The sequence below is a fragment of the Angustibacter speluncae genome (genome assembly GCF_054777815.1).
Genome location: NZ_BAAHAF010000016.1, coordinates 28,185 through 47,495 on the forward strand (window position 1 = coordinate 28,185; position 19,311 = coordinate 47,495).

General features: G+C 75.6%; 19 protein-coding genes. 11 read left to right on the forward strand and 8 right to left on the reverse strand.

Annotation, left to right across the window (positions count from 1 at the left end):
* The first annotated feature begins 24 nt into the window (after window positions 1-24).
* Together ACYVKY_RS01635 and ACYVKY_RS01640 are read left to right on the forward strand one after the other, a co-directional pair.
* Window positions 25-666: a GyrI-like domain-containing protein gene (locus tag ACYVKY_RS01635; RefSeq protein ID WP_460433245.1), complete on the forward strand. Its 642-nt coding sequence runs from the start codon at window positions 25-27 to the stop codon at window positions 664-666.
* The gene (locus tag ACYVKY_RS01640) at window positions 663-1,427 is read left to right on the forward strand and encodes an SDR family oxidoreductase (RefSeq protein WP_460433246.1); all 765 of its coding nucleotides are present in this window, start codon (window positions 663-665) and stop codon (window positions 1,425-1,427) included. The genes ACYVKY_RS01635 and ACYVKY_RS01640 overlap by 4 nt, the downstream gene beginning before the upstream one ends.
* Here ACYVKY_RS01640 and ACYVKY_RS01645 read toward each other — a convergent pair.
* Window positions 1,414-1,713 carry a hypothetical protein gene (locus ACYVKY_RS01645; protein ID WP_460433247.1) on the reverse strand — a complete coding sequence of 100 codons (300 nt, stop codon included), beginning with the start codon at window positions 1,711-1,713 and terminating at the stop codon, window positions 1,414-1,416. The two genes, ACYVKY_RS01640 and ACYVKY_RS01645, sit on opposite strands and share 14 nt — an antisense overlap.
* 138 nt (window positions 1,714-1,851) lie before the next feature.
* Here ACYVKY_RS01645 and ACYVKY_RS01650 point away from each other — a divergent pair, with 138 nt between their 5' ends.
* Window positions 1,852-3,207 (forward strand): HNH endonuclease signature motif containing protein, encoded by a 1,356-nt coding sequence (locus ACYVKY_RS01650; protein WP_460433248.1) that lies wholly within the window; start codon window positions 1,852-1,854, stop codon window positions 3,205-3,207.
* 17 nt (window positions 3,208-3,224) lie between these two features.
* Here ACYVKY_RS01650 and ACYVKY_RS01655 read toward each other — a convergent pair whose 3' ends face one another.
* Window positions 3,225-4,583, reverse strand: a complete 1,359-nt coding sequence (locus ACYVKY_RS01655; protein WP_460433249.1) for an MFS transporter — start codon at window positions 4,581-4,583, stop codon at window positions 3,225-3,227.
* 53 nt (window positions 4,584-4,636) lie between these two features.
* Here ACYVKY_RS01655 and ACYVKY_RS01660 point away from each other — a divergent pair, with 53 nt between their 5' ends.
* Window positions 4,637-5,191, forward strand: coding sequence for an AAA family ATPase (locus ACYVKY_RS01660; protein ID WP_460433250.1), 555 nt, complete (start codon window positions 4,637-4,639; stop codon window positions 5,189-5,191).
* Between the two features lie 13 nt (window positions 5,192-5,204).
* Here ACYVKY_RS01660 and ACYVKY_RS01665 read toward each other — a convergent pair whose 3' ends face one another.
* Genes ACYVKY_RS01665 through ACYVKY_RS01675 form a run of 3 tightly spaced genes read right to left on the reverse strand, consistent with a single transcriptional unit; the run spans window position 5,205 to window position 7,328 of the window.
* Window positions 5,205-6,296, reverse strand: coding sequence for a CaiB/BaiF CoA transferase family protein (locus ACYVKY_RS01665; protein ID WP_460433251.1), 1,092 nt, complete (start codon window positions 6,294-6,296; stop codon window positions 5,205-5,207).
* Window positions 6,293-6,652 (reverse strand): VOC family protein, encoded by a 360-nt coding sequence (locus tag ACYVKY_RS01670; RefSeq protein ID WP_460433252.1) that lies wholly within the window; start codon window positions 6,650-6,652, stop codon window positions 6,293-6,295. Before ACYVKY_RS01670 ends, ACYVKY_RS01665 begins: the two co-directional genes overlap by 4 nt.
* 28 nt (window positions 6,653-6,680) lie before the next feature.
* On the reverse strand, window positions 6,681-7,328 hold the full coding sequence (locus tag ACYVKY_RS01675) for an HNH endonuclease family protein (RefSeq protein ID WP_460433253.1): 648 nt from the start codon (window positions 7,326-7,328) through the stop codon (window positions 6,681-6,683).
* Window positions 7,329-7,466: 138 nt separating this feature from the next.
* Between ACYVKY_RS01675 and ACYVKY_RS01680 the strand changes: the two genes are divergently transcribed.
* The 4 genes from ACYVKY_RS01680 to ACYVKY_RS01695 are packed head-to-tail and all read left to right on the forward strand — an operon-like array spanning window position 7,467 to window position 11,032.
* Complete coding sequence (locus ACYVKY_RS01680) at window positions 7,467-8,366, forward strand: ABC transporter ATP-binding protein (RefSeq protein WP_460433254.1); 900 nt, start codon at window positions 7,467-7,469, stop codon at window positions 8,364-8,366.
* A complete protein-coding gene (locus tag ACYVKY_RS01685; protein ID WP_460433255.1) occupies window positions 8,363-9,169 on the forward strand; it encodes an ABC transporter permease in 807 nt (268 codons plus the stop codon). Before ACYVKY_RS01680 ends, ACYVKY_RS01685 begins: the two co-directional genes overlap by 4 nt.
* A gap of 19 nt (window positions 9,170-9,188) precedes the next feature.
* Entirely contained in the window at window positions 9,189-10,394 is a 1,206-nt protein-coding gene (locus tag ACYVKY_RS01690; protein ID WP_460433256.1) for a sensor histidine kinase, read from the forward strand.
* A 59-nt stretch (window positions 10,395-10,453) separates the two neighbouring features.
* Window positions 10,454-11,032: a response regulator gene (locus ACYVKY_RS01695; RefSeq protein ID WP_460433262.1), complete on the forward strand. Its 579-nt coding sequence runs from the start codon at window positions 10,454-10,456 to the stop codon at window positions 11,030-11,032.
* Here ACYVKY_RS01695 and ACYVKY_RS01700 read toward each other — a convergent pair.
* Window positions 11,007-12,005 carry a YihY/virulence factor BrkB family protein gene (locus ACYVKY_RS01700; protein ID WP_460433257.1) on the reverse strand — a complete coding sequence of 333 codons (999 nt, stop codon included), beginning with the start codon at window positions 12,003-12,005 and terminating at the stop codon, window positions 11,007-11,009. The two genes, ACYVKY_RS01695 and ACYVKY_RS01700, sit on opposite strands and share 26 nt — an antisense overlap.
* A gap of 66 nt (window positions 12,006-12,071) precedes the next feature.
* Between ACYVKY_RS01700 and ACYVKY_RS01705 the strand changes: the two genes are divergently transcribed.
* Window positions 12,072-13,688 carry a TerD family protein gene (locus ACYVKY_RS01705; protein WP_460433258.1) on the forward strand — a complete coding sequence of 539 codons (1,617 nt, stop codon included), beginning with the start codon at window positions 12,072-12,074 and terminating at the stop codon, window positions 13,686-13,688.
* Window positions 13,689-13,709: 21 nt separating this feature from the next.
* A complete protein-coding gene (locus tag ACYVKY_RS01710) occupies window positions 13,710-15,341 on the forward strand; it encodes a TerD family protein (RefSeq protein WP_460433259.1) in 1,632 nt (543 codons plus the stop codon).
* 90 nt (window positions 15,342-15,431) lie between these two features.
* On the opposite strand, the gene ACYVKY_RS01715 is transcribed toward ACYVKY_RS01710, so the two are convergent.
* On the reverse strand, window positions 15,432-16,799 hold the full coding sequence (locus ACYVKY_RS01715) for an FAD-binding oxidoreductase (RefSeq protein ID WP_460433263.1): 1,368 nt from the start codon (window positions 16,797-16,799) through the stop codon (window positions 15,432-15,434).
* 53 nt (window positions 16,800-16,852) lie between these two features.
* A complete protein-coding gene (locus ACYVKY_RS01720; RefSeq protein WP_460433260.1) occupies window positions 16,853-18,190 on the reverse strand; it encodes an MFS transporter in 1,338 nt (445 codons plus the stop codon).
* A 128-nt stretch (window positions 18,191-18,318) separates the two neighbouring features.
* Between ACYVKY_RS01720 and ACYVKY_RS01725 the strand changes: the two genes are divergently transcribed.
* The coding region (locus tag ACYVKY_RS01725) for a GAF domain-containing protein (protein WP_460433261.1) at window positions 18,319-19,311 on the forward strand (993 nt) is incomplete at its 3' end.

Consider the following 19,311-nt stretch of genomic DNA (forward strand, 5'->3'; position numbering starts at 1 on the left):
GGGCGTCGGCGTACCCTCGCCGGCATGGCGACCGCGGGCGGGAACGGTTCGGGCAAGGTCGATCTCAAGCAGCTCGACTGCTACCGGGCGACCCGGGGCCGCTTCCGGGTGCTCGACGTGCCCGACCTGCGGCACCTCGCGATCCGCGGTCACGGCGACCCCAACGGGCCCGCGTTCGCCACGGCCCTCGCCTCGCTCTACCCGGTCGCGTACGGCGTGAAGTTCGCCAGCAAGCAGCAGCTCGGACGCGACTACGTGGTGATGCCGCTCGAGGGCCTGTGGTGGGCCGACGACATGGACACGTTCACGGCGGCGCGCGACAAGGCGCGCTGGGACTGGCTGCTGCTCACCGTCGTCCCCGACTGGGTCGACGACGCGCTCGTGGCCGATGCCGTCGCCCGGGTGCGCGCGAAGCCGGACGTGCCGGAGCGCCTCGACGACGTCGTGCTCGGCACCCTGTCGGAGGGCCGGTGCGTGCAGACGCTGCACGTGGGGAGCTTCGACGACGAGGCCGAGGTGCTCCGCGAGCTGCACGAGGAGTTCGTCCCCGCGAACGGCCTGCGGCTCACCGGTCGCCACCACGAGATCTACCTGAGCGACCGGCGGCGGGTGGCTCCCGAGAAGCTGCGGACCGTCCTGCGCCAGCCCGTCGAGGTGGTGGCGTGAGCGGCCGTTCCACCGCCGGGCTGGAGGCGGGCGCTGTCGCCGTCGTCACCGGCGCGGCTCGCGGCATCGGCCTGGGCGTGGCGGCAGCGCTGGCCGACCACGGCGTCGCGGTGGCGTGCCTCGACCGGGCGGGCGCCGACACGGGTGCGTTCGAGGACGTGTGCCGGGCCGCCGGCGTCGCGCATCTGGCGCTGGCGGTCGACGTCCGCGACCAGGACGCGGTGCACGATTGCGTGCGCCGCGCAGGCGAGCTCGGCACGGTCCGCTACGGCGTGAACTGCGCGGGCGTCGACGGGCTCGAGCCCGCCGCCGGCATGAGCGCGGACGCCTGGCGCCGCGTCGTCGAGGTCGACCTCGACGGCGTCTTCTTCGCCTGCCAGGCCGAGCACGCCGCGATGCGCGAGCACGGCGGCGCGATCGTGAACATCGCCTCGATGTCCGGGCACGTGGTCAACCGCGGCGTCGACCACGTCGCGTACGGCGCCGCCAAGGCGGGGGTGGTGCACCTGTCCCGCGGCCTCGGCGTCGAGTGGGCCGTCGACGGGGTGCGGGTGAACTCGGTGAGCCCCGGCTACGTCGACACCGAGATGACCCGGCACACCCCGTCCGACCTGCTCCGCTCGTTCGCCGACCAGACGCCGATGGGCCGGCTCGCGACGATCGACGAGGTGGTCGGCCCGGTCCTGTTCCTGCTCGGCCCCGGGGCCGGCTTCGTCACCGCGACCGACCTGCTCGTCGACGGCGGCTTCACGGCCTGGTGACCGGCGGCGGGTCGGTCTCCCAGCGGGCGCGGCGCTCGTCGTCGGTCTGCTCCCACCAGGGCGTACCGCGTTCTCCCAGTGCGACCTTCGCGGCGTGCACGCCGGCACGCGAGCGCGCCTCGTCGTCCGTGCCCTTCGTGCGACCGACCTCGCGGCGCCAGGCCATCAGCGACTTCACGAGCTCCTCGCGGCGGTCGGGCGGGATGTCGGGGTCGCTCGCCCGCCACCTGCGGCCGTCGATGACCAGGTAGCGACCGTCGTCGGTCCGCTCCGGCTCGGTGCCCATACGGGGAGCCTAGGGAGCGGAGCCGGTCGGCGCGACCGCGGCACGGAGCCTGTCCACAGGGGTGCGATCGGATAGCCGGTTGTGCACAGATCACGTTGCAGGACAGGCGTTGTCGGTGGTCGCCCCTAGCATCAGGACATGTCGGTGGGGGCTGCGGGTGACGTGGGTCGAGGTGGTGTGACGGGTGCGGTCGCGGCCGTCACCGCCGGTCTCGACGACCTCGACGCGGCGCCCGTATGGGGTCTGACCGACGCCGAGCTGCACGAGGCGATCGTCGACGTGACCACGCAGGAGGCGCGGCTGGCCGCGCAGAAGGCGAGGCTGCTGCGGGAGTCGGTGTCGCGCGAGGCGCCTGACACCCGCGGCCGCCGGGGTGCTGTCACCAAGGCGGTGCTGACCGATCGGTGCCGGGTGCGGCCCGGTCGTGCGCAGGCCGACCTGGCGAACGCGGCGGTGACGTGCCCGCAGACCGGTGACCTGCGTGGTCTGGGTGGGGCCTGGGCCGCGGGTGCGGTCAGCCGCGAGCACGTCGACGTCGCCCGACGCTGCCTCGACCGCATCCCCCGGCAGGTCGTCCGCGAGCGGCGCGACGAGGTCGACGCCGAGCTGACGACGAGAGCCGGCGCCTGGGACCCGCAGACCGCCGACAAGCTCGCCCAGCACCTGCTCGACAGGCTGCTGCCCGACGGCGCCGACCGGTTCGACGAGCACGCCCACGGACGTCGCCACCTCGGGGTGGTCACCGACTCGACCGGGATGGTGCTGGTCTCGGGTCAGCTCGACGCCGCCGGCGGGCTGACCTTCACCGCGATACTGGACGCGATCGCCGAGCAGGATCGGCACGACCTGCGCGCCGGCGGCGACCCCGATGTCCGCACCCGCGGGCAGCGCCGCGCCGACGCCCTGGTCACCATGGCAGAGCTCGCCGGCGCGCAGCTGCGTCTGCCGCAGCCCGACGGGGTGAAGACGGCGGTGCCGCGGGTCGTGGTGCACGTCGACGCCGACCAGCAGACCGCCACCACCACGACCGGGCAACAGGTCTCGCCCGGCACGCTGGCCCGGCTGGTCTGCGACGCGATCCTCGAGAAGGTGACCCTCTCCAGCGGACGGGTCGTCGCGATGGAGACCCTTGGTCGACTCGCCACCCCGCACCAGCGCGCCGCACTGGCCGCCCGCGACGGCGGCTGCGTGTGGCCCGGCTGCACCGCACCACCGTCGCTCTGCGAGGCCCACCACGTCATCTGGTGGTCCCGCGGGGGCCCCACCACCATCGACAACCTGGCGCTGCTCTGTTCTCGGCACCACACCAGGATCCACGCCCAACCCGAGCACGGGTGGCAGCTACTGGAGCGCGACGGCCGACCCGTGTTCCGACCACCGCACCACCACGGCCACCCACCAGGCACGCTGCTGCGCAACACCTTCCACGACGACGTCCGAGCCGCCCGCGCCACCGGACGGCGCTGGCGCGCGCCCGCGCACGAGCCTCCGTGAGGACGCCGCCGACCCGCCTAGCGGCCGCGAGGTGACGGACGCGGGCGCACCAGCAGGGCCGCGCCGGCGACCGCGAGCGCGGCCGCGACGACCCAGCCGACCAACGTGCCCGCGGGCGGACCGACCACCGCGGCGAGCAGCACGAGCGCGGCCACGCCGAGCGCGGTGCCGAGCTGGGCCGCGGTGTTGACGACGGCACCGGCGGTGCCGGTGAGCTCCTCCGGCACGTCGGTGCCGATCGTCGTCGCGCACACCGACGCGATCCCGAGCCCCGTGCCGCACACCAGCACACCGCCCGACAGCACGACCGGCGAGCCCGGCGCCAGCACCAGCGGAAGGCAACCGAGGGCGACCAGCGCCAGCCCGACCGCGCCCGCGCGACGCGGGCCGACGCGACCGACCCACGACGGCGTGGTCGACGACCCGAGGACCACCCCGAGGCTGAACGGCAGCAGCGCCAGGCCCGCCCCCGCGGCAGACAGGTCGAGCTCGTCCTGCAGGTGCAGGGTCGCGAGCACGCCGATCGAGCTGGTGGTCGCCGTGTTGAGCCACGAGAACGCCGTGCCCGTGCGCAGGTTCGCCGAACGCACCGCCGCCCGCGGGACCAGCGGGTCCCGGGAGCGGCGCTGGTGCGCCACGAGCGCGGCGCCGAGCACCAGGCCCACCACCGCGACCGCGGCGCCGGTGCCGCGCAGCGACGGCTGCTCGGCCGCCGACGCCCCGACGATCACCGCCATCACGGCACCGACGAGCAGGGCGGCGGCCGCGAGGTCGACCCGCACGTCCCGGTCCCGGGTACCCGCCGGCACCAGCAGCCGGACGCCGGCGAGCAGCAGCAGACCGACCGGCACGTTCACCCAGAACACCGCCTGCCAGCCCAGCGTCGTGGTGAGCGCCCCTCCGACCAGGAAGCCCGCGGCACCCGCCGCGGCGCCGCTGGCGCTCCAGGCGGCCAGCGCCCGTCCGCGGCGTGGCTGCAGCGGCGCCGCGTCGAGCAGCAGCCGCAGGGCGGCCGGGACGCACAGCGCGGCCGTCGCGCCCTGCAGCGCCCGCGCGGCGACGAGCTGGACCGCCGAGCCGGACGTCGCGCCGAGCACCCCGGCCAGGCAGAACCCGAGGGTGCCGAGCAGCAGCACCCGCCGGTGGCCGTGGCGGTCGCCCAGCCGTCCGCCGACCACGAGCAGCCCGCCGAAGCACGCGGCGTACGCGGTCGCCAGCACGGGCGTGACCGCCGGGGAGGCGCCGACGCCGGCCAGCATCTGCGGCAGCGCCGTCACCCCGCTGGTGACGCCCAGCACGTCGACGAACTGGATCCCGCACAGCACGGCGACCACGGCCGCGGTGCGGGCTCCAGGTCCGGTGCGCTCGTGGTCCACCCGCTCCACGCTGCCGGTGGTGGCCCGGGCGCGCCAGGCGGGAGACTGGCGCGGTGGGGACGACGACGCCGGTGCTGCACCTGACCGTCGGGCTGCCGGGCGTCGGCAAGACCACGCTGGCGCGCCGGCTCGCCGCGGACCTGCCCGCGGCGCGGCTCACGCCGGACGAGTGGATGGCGCCGCTGTTCGGCGAGTCCGACGCCGGTGGGCGCCGCGACGTGCTGGAGGGCCGGTTCCTGTGGCTCGCGCACGAGACCCTGCGGTGCGGCGCCTCGGTGGTGCTCGACCTCGGGTGCTGGTCGCCCGAGGAGCGCTACGCCGTGCGGGCGGTGGCGGTGCTCGCCGGTGCCGGCTTCGAGCTGCACCACCTCACGCTGCCGGAGGACGAGCGTCGGCGCCGCTGCACCACCCGGTGGCAGGAGACGCCGCACGAGACCTTCGAGATGACCGAGGCCGACCACGACCGGTTCGTCGCCGGGTTCCGCGCACCCGACGACGCCGAGCTCGCGCTCGGTCCGCTGCCCGACCCGCCGGCGCCGTTCCCGACCTGGCCGGCGTGGGCGTCCGACCGGTGGCCGACCCTCCCCCGGCTCGACCGCACCGCCTGAGCCGCAACCGGTCTCAGTCCGACCACGCCGCGACCGCGTCGGCGAGGTCGACGTCGTCGGACGGCGGCAGGTGCGTCGGCCCCGCACCCGCCTCCCGCGGCGCCGCCGCGACCAGCACGCCGTCGTCGGTGCGCCGCAGCACCCCCCGCGCCGCCAGGTGCGGGTGGTCGGGTGCCTCGGCGAGGGTCAGGACGGGCGTCACGCAGGCGTCCGTGCCGCCGAACACCCGCTCCCAGTGCGCGCGCGGGTGCGCGGCGAACCGGTCGCCGAGCACCCGGGCGAGGTCGGGCCAGGCGGACGCGTCGTCGCGGTCGGGCACGTCGTCGGACGCCAGGCCGAGGCCGTCGAGCAGGAGCGCGTAGAAGGCGGGCTCGAGCGACCCGACGGCGACGTACCCGCCGTCGGCGCACCGGTAGGTGCGGTAGAACGGCGCACCGCCGTCGAGCAGGTTGGACGCCCTCCGGTCGCTCCAGCTCCCGGCGCCGTGCAGCGACAGCACCAGCTGCAGCAGGTGGCTCGCGCCGTCGACGATCGCGGCGTCGAGCACGCACCCCTCGCCCGTCCGTCCTCGGCGCAGCAGCGCCGCGAGCACACCCACGACCAGGTAGGCCGACCCGCCGCCGTAGTCGCCGACCAGGTTGAGCGGCGGGACGGGGTCGTCGGCCCCGATCGCGTGCAGGGCCCCGGTGAGACCGAGGTAGTTGAGGTCGTGCCCGGCCGCGCCGGCCCACGGGCCGTCCTGCCCCCAGCCGGTCATCCGCCCGTAGACCAGCCGCGGGTCGGCCGCGCGGAGCTCCTCGGGTCCGAGGCCCACCCGCTCGGCGACGCCGGGGCGGAACCCCTCGAGCAGCACGTCGGCCCGCGCCGCGAGCGCCCGCACGGCCGCCAGCTGCTCGGCGTCCTTGAGGTCGGCGCGCACGCGCCGGCGTCCGCGCCGGGTGGCGTCCCACGACCAGGCACCGGCCGGCTCGTCGGCCCGCTCGACCCGCACCACGTCGGCGCCGAGACCGGCCAGCAGCAGGCCCGCGTGCGGCACCGGGCCCAGTCCGCCGACCTCGAGCACCCGCACCCCGGCGAGCATCGCGTCGCCGGCGGGGTCGCTCACGCGCCCCACACGCCGAGCTCGTTGCCCTCGGTGTCGCGGAAGTGGAACCGGCGCCCGCCCGGGAAGTCGTACGGCCCCTGCACGACCTCACCCCCCGCCGAGCGCACGGCGTCGGCGCTGGCGTCGAGGTCGGTCGACCACAGCAGCACCAGGGGGCCGCCCGGCCCCGGCGAGCCCTGCGGGTTCAGCCCGCCGACCTCGCCCTCGCCGTCCGGCGCCTCGATGCCCGCGTAGGCACCGCCGTAGTCGTGGAACCGCCAGCCGAACGCCCGCTCGTAGAACGCCCGCGCGCGGGCGAGGTCGTCGACGGCGAGCTCGGTGTAGTCGAGGGCGTGGTGGGTCTGCTCGGCGGCCATCCGGCCATCCTGCCGCGCGGGTCCGACATCAGCACGACCCCAGCATCTGCTGCAGGGCGGCCTGCTCGGCGCTGTCGACCGACAGGCCGTAGACGTGCTTGACGTCGATCCACTGCCGCACGTAGACGCAGTGCACCGAGGTGTTCGGCGGCTGCCACTCGGCCGGGTCCTTGTCGCTCTTGCTGCGGTTGCTCGACGCCGACACCGCGATCAGCTGCGGGTTGGTGAGGTCGTTCGCGAACGCCTCGCGCTGCGCGGTCGTCCACCCGTCGGCCCCGGACGCCCACGCCTCGGCCAGCGGCACCATGTGGTCGATGTCGACCGAGCTCGAGTCCTCGACCCACACCGCGTCGTAGACCGAGTACCAGCGCCCGCCGGTGGCCCGGCAGCTCGAGTCGGTCACCACGCCGCTCCCGTCCCGCTGCAGGACCGTCTCGCGGGTGTCGCACGGGCTCTGCACCGTCGACCAGTGCGGGAACAGGTCGCGGTCGTAGCCCGAGCCGTCCTCGGCGCGCACCGTGAGCCCCGCCAGCCGCTGCGCCGCCACCGACGGCGACGACGGGTCCGGCGGGTACGCGTGCACCGGGTTCACCAGCGCCGGCACGGCGAGCGCGAGGACGACGGTGGCGAGCAGCACCAGCAGGCCGCGCGTCGAGGGCAGCGGGAGGGTCGGCATGGCCTCCACCGTGCCCGACAGGCGTCCGTTGTGGGGTGGTTCGTCCCGACTTTCTCGCCGGACGTCCACCGACCGGTGGACCCCTCGTCCACCGGTGGACGCTCCCCCGCGCCGGCGCGGGCCACCAGCGTGGACGGCATGGACGCACCGGTGGACGTGAGGGGCCTGCGCAAGGCCTACGGCGGGAGGGCTGCGGTCGACGGCCTCGACCTGCGGATCGAGCGCGGCGAGGTGTTCGGTCTGCTCGGGCCCAACGGCGCCGGCAAGACCACGACGGTGGAGGTGCTGGAGGGGCTGCGTCGCCCGGACGCCGGCACGGTGCGGGTGCTGGGCGAGGACCCCGCGACCGCGGGCCGGGCCTGGCGCGAACGGGTCGGCATCGTCCTGCAGAGCTCGACCGGCCTCGACCTGCTCACCGTCCGGGAGGTCGTGGCGAGCACCGCCAGGGCGTTCCGACGACCCCGCCCGGTCGAGGAGGTGATCGAGGCGGTCGGACTGACCGACGAGGCCGGGGACCGCGTCGGACGCCTGTCCGGCGGTCAGCGCCGCCGCGTCGACGTCGCCCTCGGCATCGTCGGCCGGCCCGAGCTGCTGTTCCTCGACGAACCGACGACCGGCTTCGACCCCCAGGCCCGCCGCGGGTTCTGGGGCCTCATCCGCTCGCTCGCGCATGACGGCGGCACCACGATCGTGCTCACCACCCACTACCTCGACGAGGCCGAGCACCTGTCCGACCGCGTCGGCGTCATCGCCGCCGGGCGGCTCGTCGCCCTCGACACCCCGGCCGCGCTGGGCGGCCGGTCGTCGGCGCTGGCGACGGTCTCGTGGCTGCACGACGGGGCCCGGCGCACCGAGCGCACCGCCACCCCGACGCAGCTCGTCGCCACCCTCGCCGACGTCTTCGACGGCGAGGTGCCCGAGCTGACCGTCACCCGGCCGACGCTCGAGGACACCTACCTCTCCCTGGTCCGTCCGCACCTGGACGGCGAGACCGCCTCCGCCGCACGGGCGCTCGGCAACGAGGTGGTACCGGCATGAGCACCGCCGCCCTGGGGTGGGACCGCACGGTCCTCGAGCTGAAGCAGTACTTCCGCGAGAAGGAGTCGGTCTTCTTCTCGTTCGCGTTCCCGGTGCTGCTGCTGGTCATGTTCGCCGTCATCTTCGGCGACGACTTCGACGCGGGCGCGCAGGCCGCGGGCGTGGACGCCGCCCGCTTCTTCCTGCCGGGCATGATCGCTGCGGGCGTGGTGCTCACCAGCTTCCAGACGATGGCGCTGGGCGTCGCGGTCGAGCGCGACGACGGGACGCTGAAGCGGCTGCGCTGCACCCCGATGCCGCCGCTGGCCTACTTCCTCGGCAAGGTCGGGCTCGTCGCGCTCACCTCGCTCGCGCAGCTGGCCCTGCTGCTGGGCGTGGCCGCCCTGGCCTTCGACGTCCCGCTGCCCACCGACGCCGCCAGCTGGACGACCTTCGCGTGGGTCTTCCTGCTCGGCGCCGCCGGCGGCACGGTGCTCGGCATCGCCTACTCGTCGCTGGCACCGACGGCGCGCTCGGCGTCGGCGCTGGTGATCCCGCCGACGATCGTGCTGCAGTTCGTCTCGGGCGTGTACTTCGCCTTCACCGACCTCCCGACCTGGTTGCAGCAGCTGGCCGCGGCGTTCCCGCTGAAGTGGATCGCGCAGGGCATGCGAGGCGTCTTCCTGCCGGACGCGTGGCAGGCGCAGGAGATGGCGGGCTCGTGGGAGACCGGACGCACCGCGCTGGTCCTGACCGCCTGGCTCGTGGCCGGTCTCGTCCTGTGCGTCACCACGTTCCGCTGGACCCGCCGCGGATCGACGTGAGTGCCGGGATGATGGGCGCGTGACCACCGACGTCGCCGCGCCCGCCGCCGGGCAGGACCACGCCCTCGAGGAGATGTGGCGCCGCCAGCAGGTGGTCTGGCACGCGCTGTTCGCTGCGCTCCTGGTGGTCGCCGTGGTGGTCGTGCTGCTCGAGCCGAGCACCACCCGCGCGCCGCAGCTGGCCTGCCTCGTCGCCATGGCGGTCGCCTACGTCGTCTGGGGCGTGCGGGGTCTGGCGCGGCAGGGCACGGCCGGCCTGGTCTACGTGCTCGTCGTCTGGGCGCTGTTCCTGCTGCTCGTGGGGCTCGACGCCGAGGGCGAGGCCTGGCTGCTCACCTTCGCCGTGTTCCCGCAGACCTGGGCGATGGTGCCGCGCCGCACGGCGGTCGTGGTCGTCGTCGCCGGCATCGCCGTGTTCACCGGCCTGCGGGTGTGGCAGGTCAGCACCACCGACGAGGGCCTCGGCGGGCTGTTCGTCGCCTCGCTCATCATGCTGGCGCTCTCGCTCGCGATGGGGCTGTTCGTCGACCGCCTGGTCACCGAGGCCGAGTCGCGCTCGCAGGCCCTGCGCGAGCTCCGGCTGGCCCAGGCCGATCTCGCCGCAGCCGAACGGGCGCAGGGGGTCTCGGCCGAGCGGGAGCGGATGTCCCGCGAGATCCACGACACCCTCGCGCAGGGGTTCACCTCGGTGCTCACGCTGGCCCGGGCCACCGAGTCGGCGCTCGAGCGCGGCGACCTCGACGTCGTCCGCGAGCGGCTGCACCTGATCGAGCGCACCGCCGCCGACAACCTCACCGAGGCGCGGTTGATCGTCGCCGAGACCACGCCGGGGCACCTGCAGTCGCGCTCGCTCGCCCAGGCGCTGCAGCGCCTCGTCGACGCCGTCACCGAGGGCACCGGCCTCCCGGCCGGGCTCGAGGTCGACGGCGACCCCGCGCCGCTGCCCGCGGCGTGCGAGGTCGTGCTGCTGCGCACCGCGCAGGAGGGCCTCGCCAACGCGCGTCGGCACGCGGGGGCGTCGCGGGTCGACCTGCGGCTGTCGTACCTCGCGGAGGCGGTCTCGCTCGAGGTTGCCGACGACGGAACGGGTTTCGACGCCGACGCGCGACGTCCGGGCTACGGGTTGGACGGCGCGACGGCCCGCGCGGGTGAGGTCGGCGGGCGGCTCGAGGTGACCAGCGCGCCGGGCGCGGGCACCGTGCTGCGGGTGGAGGTGCCCCGGTGACGCGGCTCCGGCTGCTCGTCGTCGACGACCACCCGGTGGTGCGCACGGGGCTCGTCGCGATGCTCGCCGAGCACGACGACTTCGACGTCGTGGGCGAGGCGGGCGACGGCGACGAGGCCGTCGCCCAGGCCGACCGGTTGCGGCCCGACGTCGTGCTGATGGACCTGCGGATGCCCGGCACCGACGGCGCGACCGCCACCGCGGTGCTGCGCGCCCGGCCGGAACCACCCGCGGTGCTGGTGCTCACCACCTACGACACCGACGCCGACATCGTCCGCGCGGTCGAGGCGGGCGCCACCGGCTACCTGCTCAAGGACGCCCCGCGCGACGTGCTGGCCGACGCCGTCCGCCGGGCGGCGCGCGGCGAGACCGTGTTCGCCCCACCGGTGGTCGCGGCCCTCACGGCGCGGCTGCGCGGACCGGCCGGCCCGCAGCTCACCGGGCGGGAGGTGCAGGTGCTGCAGCAGGTGGCCCGCGGCCTGTCGAACGCCGAGGTCGGTCGGGCGCTGCACATCGGCGAGGCGACCGTGAAGACCCACCTGCTGCGCGCGTTCGACAAGCTCGGCGTCGCCGACCGCACGGCGGCGGTCACCGCGGCCTACCGCGCCGGCCTCATCGACCTGGACCGGGGACGCTGACCTCGCCGGGGGCGGCGGCCTCGGGGTCGTCGGTGACCGGCGACTCCATGCCCGCCCGCAGCGCCTCCATCTGCGCGGCGAGCGCGGTGCCGCCGAACAGCGAGGCCGCCGACAGGTAGCACCACAGCAGCAGCGCGAAGATGCCGGCGAGCGGGCCGTACACGGCGTCGAACGAGCTGCTGAGCCGCACGTACGCCGCGAGCAGCGCGGTCGAGCCCATCGTCAGGACGACGGCGACCAGCGCCCCTAGGGCGAGCCACGACAGCGCGGGCTGGCGACGGCGCGGCACGTGGTCGAGCAGCACCGCGATCGTGAACGTCGTGGTGGCGACGCCCACGGGCCAGCGGGCGAGGTCCCAGGCGAGGTGCTGCCCGTCCGACCAGCCGTAGACGTCGGTGAGCGCGTCACCGAGGGCGCCACCGCCGACGAGCAGCACGAAGCCGACGCCCACGGGCGCCATCAGCACCAGCGTCAGCACCACCGCGCGCCCGTACTTGTGCAGGGCGGGCCGGTCGCGGCGGATGCCGTACAGCCGGTTGGTGCCCCGTTCGATCTGCGCCGTGGCGGCCACCATCGCCGCGAACGCCGCGAGCAGGCCGATGGTGAGCGCGACCTCGCCGACGTCCTCGTCGAGGTCGCCGTCGACGAGCTCGGCCATCACCTGGTCGGCCTGCTGGCCGGGCGTCACCTCGGCGACGGTGCGCACCACCACCTCGGCGGCCTCGCCGGAGTCGAGGTCGCCGGCCAGCCCGGTGAGCGCCGCGAGGAACGGCACCAGGCCCAACGCCATCTGCAGCGCGAGCGCTCGGCTGCTGCTGAACCCGTCGCCGAACCGGAACCGCAGGAACGACTCCCGCAGCACCCGCAGCACCCCGTGGTGGCGGACGGTGCGCCAGGCGTCCTCGGCGTCGAGCTCGTCACCGGACATGTCCGTCGTCACGGGGACGCGGCGGGCGGTGGTCACCTGACCCATCCTCCCTTGCGCCGGGGCCCGCGCAGGTACCGTTCTCCCGGACTGATCCGACGGGGAGGGAACCCAGTGACCCAGCTCAGCAAGGGCGGCAACGCGCCGCTGCAGGCACAGCGGCTCGTGCTCACGGTCGACGTGGGGGCGCCGGCCGACCTGTCGGCGCTGCTGGTCACCGAGAGCGGCAAGGTCCGCAGCGACGCCGACTTCGTCTTCTACAACCAGCCCACCGGTCCCGGGGTGCGGTGCGTGCCACCGGCCGGCGGCCAGGGCTGGAAGGTCGAGGTCGACCTCGACCAGGTGCCGGCCGACGTGCACGCCGTGCGCCTGGTCACCTCCCTCGACGACGCGAGCAACCAGTTCGGACGGGTGGGCCAGCCGGTCGCCCGGGTCGCCGACCAGGCCGGCGCCCAGCAGGCCGAGTTCACGATGACCGGCCTGTCGTCGGAGAGCATCGTCGTCGCGCTCGAGCTGTACCGGCGCCAGGGTGCCTGGAAGGTCCGGGCCGTGGGCCAGGGCTACGCCGGCGGCCTCGCCGACCTGATCAAGGACCACGGCGTCAGCGTCGACGACGCCCCCTCGACGCCGGCCGCGCCCCAGCAGCCGGCCCCTCAGCAGCCGGCCCCCCAGCCCGTCCAGCAGCAGCCGGCCCCCTCGTACGGGCAGCCGTCGCAGCCCGCCCCGTCCTACGGCCAGCCCCAGCCCCAGCAGCCGGCCCCCACGTACGGTCAGCCGTCGCAGCCCGCCCCGTCCTACGGCCAGCCCCAGCCCCAGCAGCCGGCCCCCACGTACGGTCAGCCGTCGCAGCCCGCGCCGTCCTACGGGCAGCCCCAGCCCCAGCAGGCGCCGTCGTACGGCCAGCCCCAGCCGCAGCAGGCGCCGTCGTACGGCCAGCCGCAGCCGCAGCAGGCCCCGTCGTACGGGCAGCCGCAGCAGGCGCCGACCTACGGCCAGCCCCAGCCCGCCCCCTCGTACGGCCAGCCCCCGCAGGGCCACGGCCAGCAGCCCCCGCAGGCGCCGCCCGCCTACGGCGGCCCGCCGCAGCAGCAGGGCCAGCAGCCCCAGCAGCAGGGCGCGCCGTCCGGCGAGGTGAGCCTGTCGAAGAACCGCCCGGTCAGCCTGAGCAAGGGCCAGAAGGTCACGCTCACCAAGGACGAGGGCGTCGCCCTCACGATGATCCGGATGGGCCTGGGCTGGGACCCGATCAAGAAGGGCGGGTTCTTCGGCTCCCGCGAGGTCGAGGTCGACCTGGACGCCTCGTGCGTGCTGTTCGCCGACGGCCAGCCCGTCGACGTCGCGTTCTACAACCAGCTGCGCACCAAGGACGGCTCGGTCCAGCACACCGGCGACAACCGCACGGGTGAGGGCGACGGCGACGACGAGGTCGTGATGGTCGACCTGACCCGCGTCCCGGTGCACGTCAGCACGCTGTTCTTCATCGTCACCTCCTACGAGGGCCAGACCTTCGAGCAGGTGCAGAACGCGTTCTGCCGCCTCGTCGACCACACCACCGGGGCCGAGCTCGCCCGCTACACCCTCGCCGGCGGCATGGCCTACACCGGCATGGTGATGGCGAAGGTCTACCGCGAGGGCCCGGCCTGGAAGCTGCAGGCCATCGGCGAGCCGATCCAGGCGCGGGTGCCCACCGAGGCGATCCAGCAGCTGCCCCGGTTCCTCAAGACCTCCTGAGCCGGACGGGGGGAGCCGGCCGTGGTCGTCCAGCTGGTGAACGGGCAGAACCTGCCGTGGCCGGACCGCGTCGTCGTGGTCGAGGTGCAGCACGCCGGTGACGTCTCGGCGCTGCTGCTCACGCCGCAGGGCCGCGTCCGCGGCACCGACGACCTGGCCTTCTACAACCAGCCGGGCACGGGGGCCGTGCGGTGGGTCGCGGGCCCGCCCCAGCAGGTGCGGGTCGACCTCGCCGGCGCCGACGCCGAGGTCGCCACCGTCGCGGTCGTGGTCAGCACCGACCCCGGCACGCCCGCCCTCGGGGCGCAGCCCGCGCCGGTCGTCCGGCTGCTCGACGGGTCCGGCACCCAGGTGGCGGCGTTCGTCCCGTCCGGCCTGACGACCGAGCGCGCGCTCGTCGTGGTCGAGGTCTACCGGCGCGGCGACGGCTGGAAGGTGCGCGCGGTCGGGCAGGGCTACGACGGCGGGCTCGGCCAGGCGCTCACCGCGCACGGGGTGGCGGTCGAGGGCGCACCGGCCGCACCGCTGCTGGCCGCGCTGCTGGCCGACCCGGCCGCGCCCGACCTGCCCCGCCCGCCGTCGGGCGCGACCCCTCCCCCGCCTCCGCCGCCGCCCGGCACCTCCCCGCAGGAGCGGCTGGTCCGGCAGGCGGCGGGCGTCCTGGAGGACGCCTCCCGCTCGACCGCCTCGTTGCGCTCGACGCTCTCGTACGCGCACGACCGGCTCGAGCGCCGGCTGGAGGGGCTGGTCGCCGACCCCGCCACCCGGGTCGGCCCGCAGGGCGACGCCGCGCGGGCGCGGGCGCAGTCCGAGCACGACGCGATGGTCGCCGAGGCGCAGCGGCGCCACGAGCGCGACGTCGCCCACCTCGCGACCGAGCTCGCCGGGTTCGAGGCCTCGCTGCCCGCGCCGATGGCGCGCTGGGACGCCCCGGCCTGGACGTCGTGGCAGCCGGCCCGCGAACCGGCCGTCGCCGTGCGCATCGGCACGCTCGGCGTCGACGACGCTCCCACCCTGCAGGTACCGATGCTCGTCGGGCTGCCGCTGCACCTGCCGGTCTGGGTCGACACCTCCACCGGCGGTCCGGCGGCGGCCGCGCAGGTGATGCGGGCGGTCGCCGTGCGCGTGCTGGCCGGCCACCCACCGGGTGCGCTGCGGGTGCTGCACCTCGACGTCGGCGCCACCAACCCGGCGCCGCTGCACGGCGTCGGCACGCTCGTCAGCGACCCGGCGGGCGTGACGGCGGCGCTGGGCGACCTGTCGCGGCGCCTCGACCTGGTGCGGATGGCGTTGCAGGCCAGGGACGCCGACGCGCTGGAGGCCGCCGGGTGGGAGCGCCACCTGCTGCTCGTGCACGACCTGCCCACCGGGTTCGACGACCGCGCGCTGGCGCTGCTGCGCCAGGTGGTCGACGAGGGCGTCGACCTCGGCGTGCAGGTCGTGCTCACCGGCGCGGACAGCGAGGCCGCACCGAACCCACTGGTCTCGTCGCTGCTGCGGGCCTGCCGGCGGGTCCCGGGCGGGCCGGGCGGCGTCCTCACCGACGGGTTCGGGGGCACCGACTGGGACTTCTTCCCGGACCTCGGGCCGCTCGACCAGACGCTGCTGCCGGGGCTGCTCCCCCGCCTGGCCGTGCCCGACCCGACGTCCTGAGCGCGGCCACCGCCTGCAGGACAGGACCGGCGCGGCCCCGCCAGGTGGTGGGGGCCGCGCCGGGGCACGGGGGGTCGTCCGACCGGATCGTCAGGCCGGGACGACCTTGCCGGGGTTGAGGATGCCGTGCGGGTCGAGCGCGCGCCGCAGCGCGCGGTGCAGCTCGGCCACCGCCGGGTCGAGCTCGGCCTCGAGCCCCTCGCGCTTCAGCAGGCCCACGCCGTGCTCGCCGGTGACGGTGCCGCCGAGCTCCAGCGCGGCCGTGATGATCTCGGCGAACGCGTCCTGCGCGCGCAGCCGCGCGGCCTCGTCCCCGGGCGGGGTGACGAGCAGCGGGTGGAGGTTGCCGTCGCCGGCGTGGGCGATGTTCGCCACCAGGACGTCGTGCCGGCGTCCGATCACCTCGATCCGCTCGAGCATCGCGGGCACCGCACCCAGCGGGACGCAGACGTCCTCGGTGAGCACCGGGCCGAGCCGCTCGAGCGCGGGGTAGGCGAGGCGGCGGGCGCTGAACAGCGCGTCGGCCTCCTCCTGGTCGGCGGAGCGGGCCGCCCAGGTGGCACCGGCGGCCTCGAACGCGGCCAGCACGGCGTCCGCCTCGGCCTCCCCGGCCGACCCGGGGGCGTCGACGCGCGCGAGCAGGATCGCGTCGGCGTCGGCCGACAGCCCCATCTGCTTCCACTCGTCGACCGCCGCGAGGCAGTGCCGGTCGAGCAGCTCGAGCGCGGACGGCACGACGCCCGCGGCCGCGGCGGCCGCCACCGCCTCGCCGGCCGCGACGAGGGAGTCGAAGTACCCGACGACGGTGTGCTCGACGGGCCGGGCCGGGCGGAGCCGCACGGTGACCTCGGTGACGATGCCGAGCGTGCCCTCCGACCCGACGAGCAGGCCGACGAGGTCGTAGCCGGCCACGCCCTTCGCCGTGCGCCGTCCGACGCGCACGAGATCGCCTGTGCCCGTGACGACCTGGAGCTCCAGCACGTAGTCGCGGGTGACGCCGTACTTCACGCAGCACACGCCACCGGCGTTGGTGGCCACGTTGCCGCCGATGGTCGACCACGGCGAGCTGGCCGGGTCGGGCGGGTACCAGAGGCCGACCTCGGCGACGGCGGCGCGCAGGTGGTCGTTCACCACCCCGGGCTGCACGACGGCGTACCGCTCGAGGGTGTCGACCTCGAGCACGGCGTCCATCCGCTCGAGGCTGACGACCACGCCGCCCTCGACCGCGTTGGCGCCGCCCGACAGGCCGGTGCCGGCCCCGCGGGCCACGACGGGCGCGCGGTGCTCGAGGCACAGCCGCACCACGTCGCGGACCTGCTCGGCGGTCGTCGGCCGGACCACGGCGACCGGGAGCGCGGACGGCGCCCACTCGGCCTCGTCGTGGCGGTACCGCTCGCGCGAGTCCGGCGAGGTGACGACCGTGCCGGCGGGCAGCAGGTCGACGAGGGCGGCGCGCAGGGCGTCGTCGCGGACCTCCCGCCCGAGGGCGTCGAGACGCTCGTCGGTGGCGGTCACCGGACGGACTTGATCGGCAGGACGGCGATCGCGCCCACCATCACGAAGACGATGCCGGAGACGAACAGCACCGGGTAGCCGCCGGTGAGCGAGACCAGACCGGCCGCGATCGACGGGCTCATCGCCTGCGGGAGCGTGGTGGCCAGGCCGAGGATCGCGAGGTCGCGGCCCGCGGTGCTCTGCTGCGAGGCGAGCTTCGCCGGCAGCACCTCGGTCATCAGGGCGAGGTCGATGGAGATGTAGGTGCCGAAGCCCAGGCCGAGCAGGAAGCTGTAGACCAGCACGCCGGTGACGGTCGGGACGAACAGCGGCACAGCCAGGGCGATCGACATGACGACCGACGACCACACGATGAAGGGCTTGCGGCGGCCGACCTTGTCCGACAGGAAGCCGCTGCCCAGCGCGGAGAGCAGGACGCCGACCAGCAGCACGACGCCGACCTGGGCGGCCACGGCGGTCGACTCGGTGTCGGACAGGCCCACGTAGTCGCGCAAGATGTACAGGCCGTAGGTCTGGGCGCCGTAGAAGCCGATCACCATCAGGAAGCGGGAGCCGAAGGCCCACGCGAAGTCGGGGTGACGACGCGGGTTCACCCAGAAGCCCTTGACGAACCCCTTGAGCGAGAACGGCTCCCGCACCTCGTCCTCGACCGCGAGGCTCGAGGTGTCGCGGTTGACGACGACGAAGGCGCCGACGACCACGACCATCAGGACGGCGAGCACGACGTAGGGCAGCGCACCCTGGGCGGCGAGCGAGCCCGCGACGACCGCGCCGACCGCGTTGCCGATGGTGATGCCGAGCCCGACCATGCCGGACACCCCGCCGCGGCGGGCCGGCGGGAAGCGGTCGGGGACGAGCGCGGTGGCCGCGGCCTGCAGGGCGTTCACGCCGAGCTGGACGGCCATCCACACGATCGCGACGGTGACGACCGAGCCCGCCATGGGCAGGCCGACGAGGAACCCGGCTGCGACGAGACCGCCGCCGACCATCCACGGGGTGCGGCGCCCGAAGCGCGAGCGGGTCGAGTCCGACAGCGCACCGGCGATCGGCTGGGCGAACACGGTCGCGAGGAAGGCGACGGTCGAGACGATCGCCAGGTTGCCGACCTTGTTCGCCTCGTCGAGGCGGGCGACCAGGTCGGGGATCAGGATGCCGAGCCCGCCGGAGTTGATGGCCAGGATGGCCACGTAGACCATGAGCAGCCCGAACGACAGCCGGCGCAGGCCCGACGGCCTGGCCTCCGCGACGGGGGTCGGGTCGACCGGGGGCACCGGCGGCACCGGTGCGGCGGACGTGGCGTCGGTCTTCGCGAGCGACGGGATCGTGCTGGTCATGTCGTTCTCCTGGCGTGAGCTGGCGGCGCTGCCGCTCGGGGGGTCGCACCAGCCTCCGACCCGGGGCACCGCGCCGACAACGGACCGGACCTCCACCGTCGGCCCGATCGGGTGGGAGGATCGTCCACATGGACCTCGCAGCCGACTGGGTCGGGCTGCTCGCGGCGCAGGCGCCGGTCGAGGAGCTCGAGGCGCACCGGCGCGCACTCGTCGCCGCCGGCACCGCGCCCGAGCGCGCCGACGCGCAGGCCCGTGCCGCCCTCGAGGTGGCGGCGCTGCTCGCCGAGCGCCGGCAGCGGGCGCTCGAGCTGGCCGCCCTGAACGAGGTGGCCGAGCGGCTCGCCGTCGTGCGCGACCCGCAGGGGCTGCTGGAGGAGGTCGTCGCGCAGGCCCGGCGGCTGCTCGGCGTCGACCTCACCTACCTCGCGCTGGTCGAGGACGACGCCTTCCGGATCGTGGTGGCCGACGGCGCCCGCAGCCCGCGGCTGGTGGGCATCCGGCTGCCCACGGGCGGCGGCCTGATCGGGCGCGTGGTCGAGGGCGGCGAGGCGATGTGGACCCGCGACTACCGGTCCGAGACCGCGATCGTGCACGAGGACACCGCCGACCGGGCGGCCGCGGCCGAGGGGCTGCGCGGGCTGCTCGGCGTCCCGCTGGCCGTGCGCGGGCGGGTGCTCGGCGCCCTGCTGGCGGCCAAGCGGCAGGAGCGGGTGTTCGACGACGACGAGGTGCGGCTCCTGCAGGGCCTCGCGGCGCACGCGGCCGTCGCCATCGACAACGCCCGCTCGCGCGAGCAGCTCGCCGGGTCGGAGGCGGCGCTGCAGCGCACGCTGCGCCTCGACGCCGAGCTGACGGCCGCGGTGCTCGAGGGCGGCGACCTCGACTCGCTGCTGGAGCGGGTGCGGGCCATGTCGCCGACGCCGCTGGAGTGGGTGGAGCCCGCGCAGGTCGACGGCCACCCCGGCACGGTGCGCCGGGTGGTCGCCGCCGGCGACCTGCTCGGGGCCCTCGCCGTGGCCGACGCGGACCCGCCGGCCGACGTCGTCCTGCTGATGGAGCGCGCCGCCCCCGTGCTCGCCCTCACCCTCGCCGGCCGCCGCGCGGCCGAGCGGGCCGACCGG

What these genes read in the sequence shown, in the direction of transcription:
- ACYVKY_RS01675 (WP_460433253.1), bottom strand. Translation starts at nt 7,328, where the DNA reads ATGCCGACCCTCCCGCTGCCCTCGACGCGCGGCCTGCTGGTGCTGCTC.
- ACYVKY_RS01700 (WP_460433257.1), bottom strand. Translation starts at nt 12,005, where the DNA reads ATGGGTCAGGTGACCACCGCCCGCCGCGTCCCCGTGACGACGGACATG.
- ACYVKY_RS01645 (WP_460433247.1), bottom strand. Translation starts at nt 1,713, where the DNA reads ATGGGCACCGAGCCGGAGCGGACCGACGACGGTCGCTACCTGGTCATC.
- ACYVKY_RS01650 (WP_460433248.1), top strand. Translation starts at nt 1,852, where the DNA reads ATGTCGGTGGGGGCTGCGGGTGACGTGGGTCGAGGTGGTGTGACGGGT.
- ACYVKY_RS01695 (WP_460433262.1), top strand. Translation starts at nt 10,454, where the DNA reads ATGCTCGCCGAGCACGACGACTTCGACGTCGTGGGCGAGGCGGGCGAC.
- ACYVKY_RS01680 (WP_460433254.1), top strand. Translation starts at nt 7,467, where the DNA reads ATGGACGCACCGGTGGACGTGAGGGGCCTGCGCAAGGCCTACGGCGGG.
- ACYVKY_RS01670 (WP_460433252.1), bottom strand. Translation starts at nt 6,652, where the DNA reads ATGGCCGCCGAGCAGACCCACCACGCCCTCGACTACACCGAGCTCGCC.
- ACYVKY_RS01720 (WP_460433260.1), bottom strand. Translation starts at nt 18,190, where the DNA reads ATGACCAGCACGATCCCGTCGCTCGCGAAGACCGACGCCACGTCCGCC.
- ACYVKY_RS01685 (WP_460433255.1), top strand. Translation starts at nt 8,363, where the DNA reads ATGAGCACCGCCGCCCTGGGGTGGGACCGCACGGTCCTCGAGCTGAAG.
- ACYVKY_RS01635 (WP_460433245.1), top strand. Translation starts at nt 25, where the DNA reads ATGGCGACCGCGGGCGGGAACGGTTCGGGCAAGGTCGATCTCAAGCAG.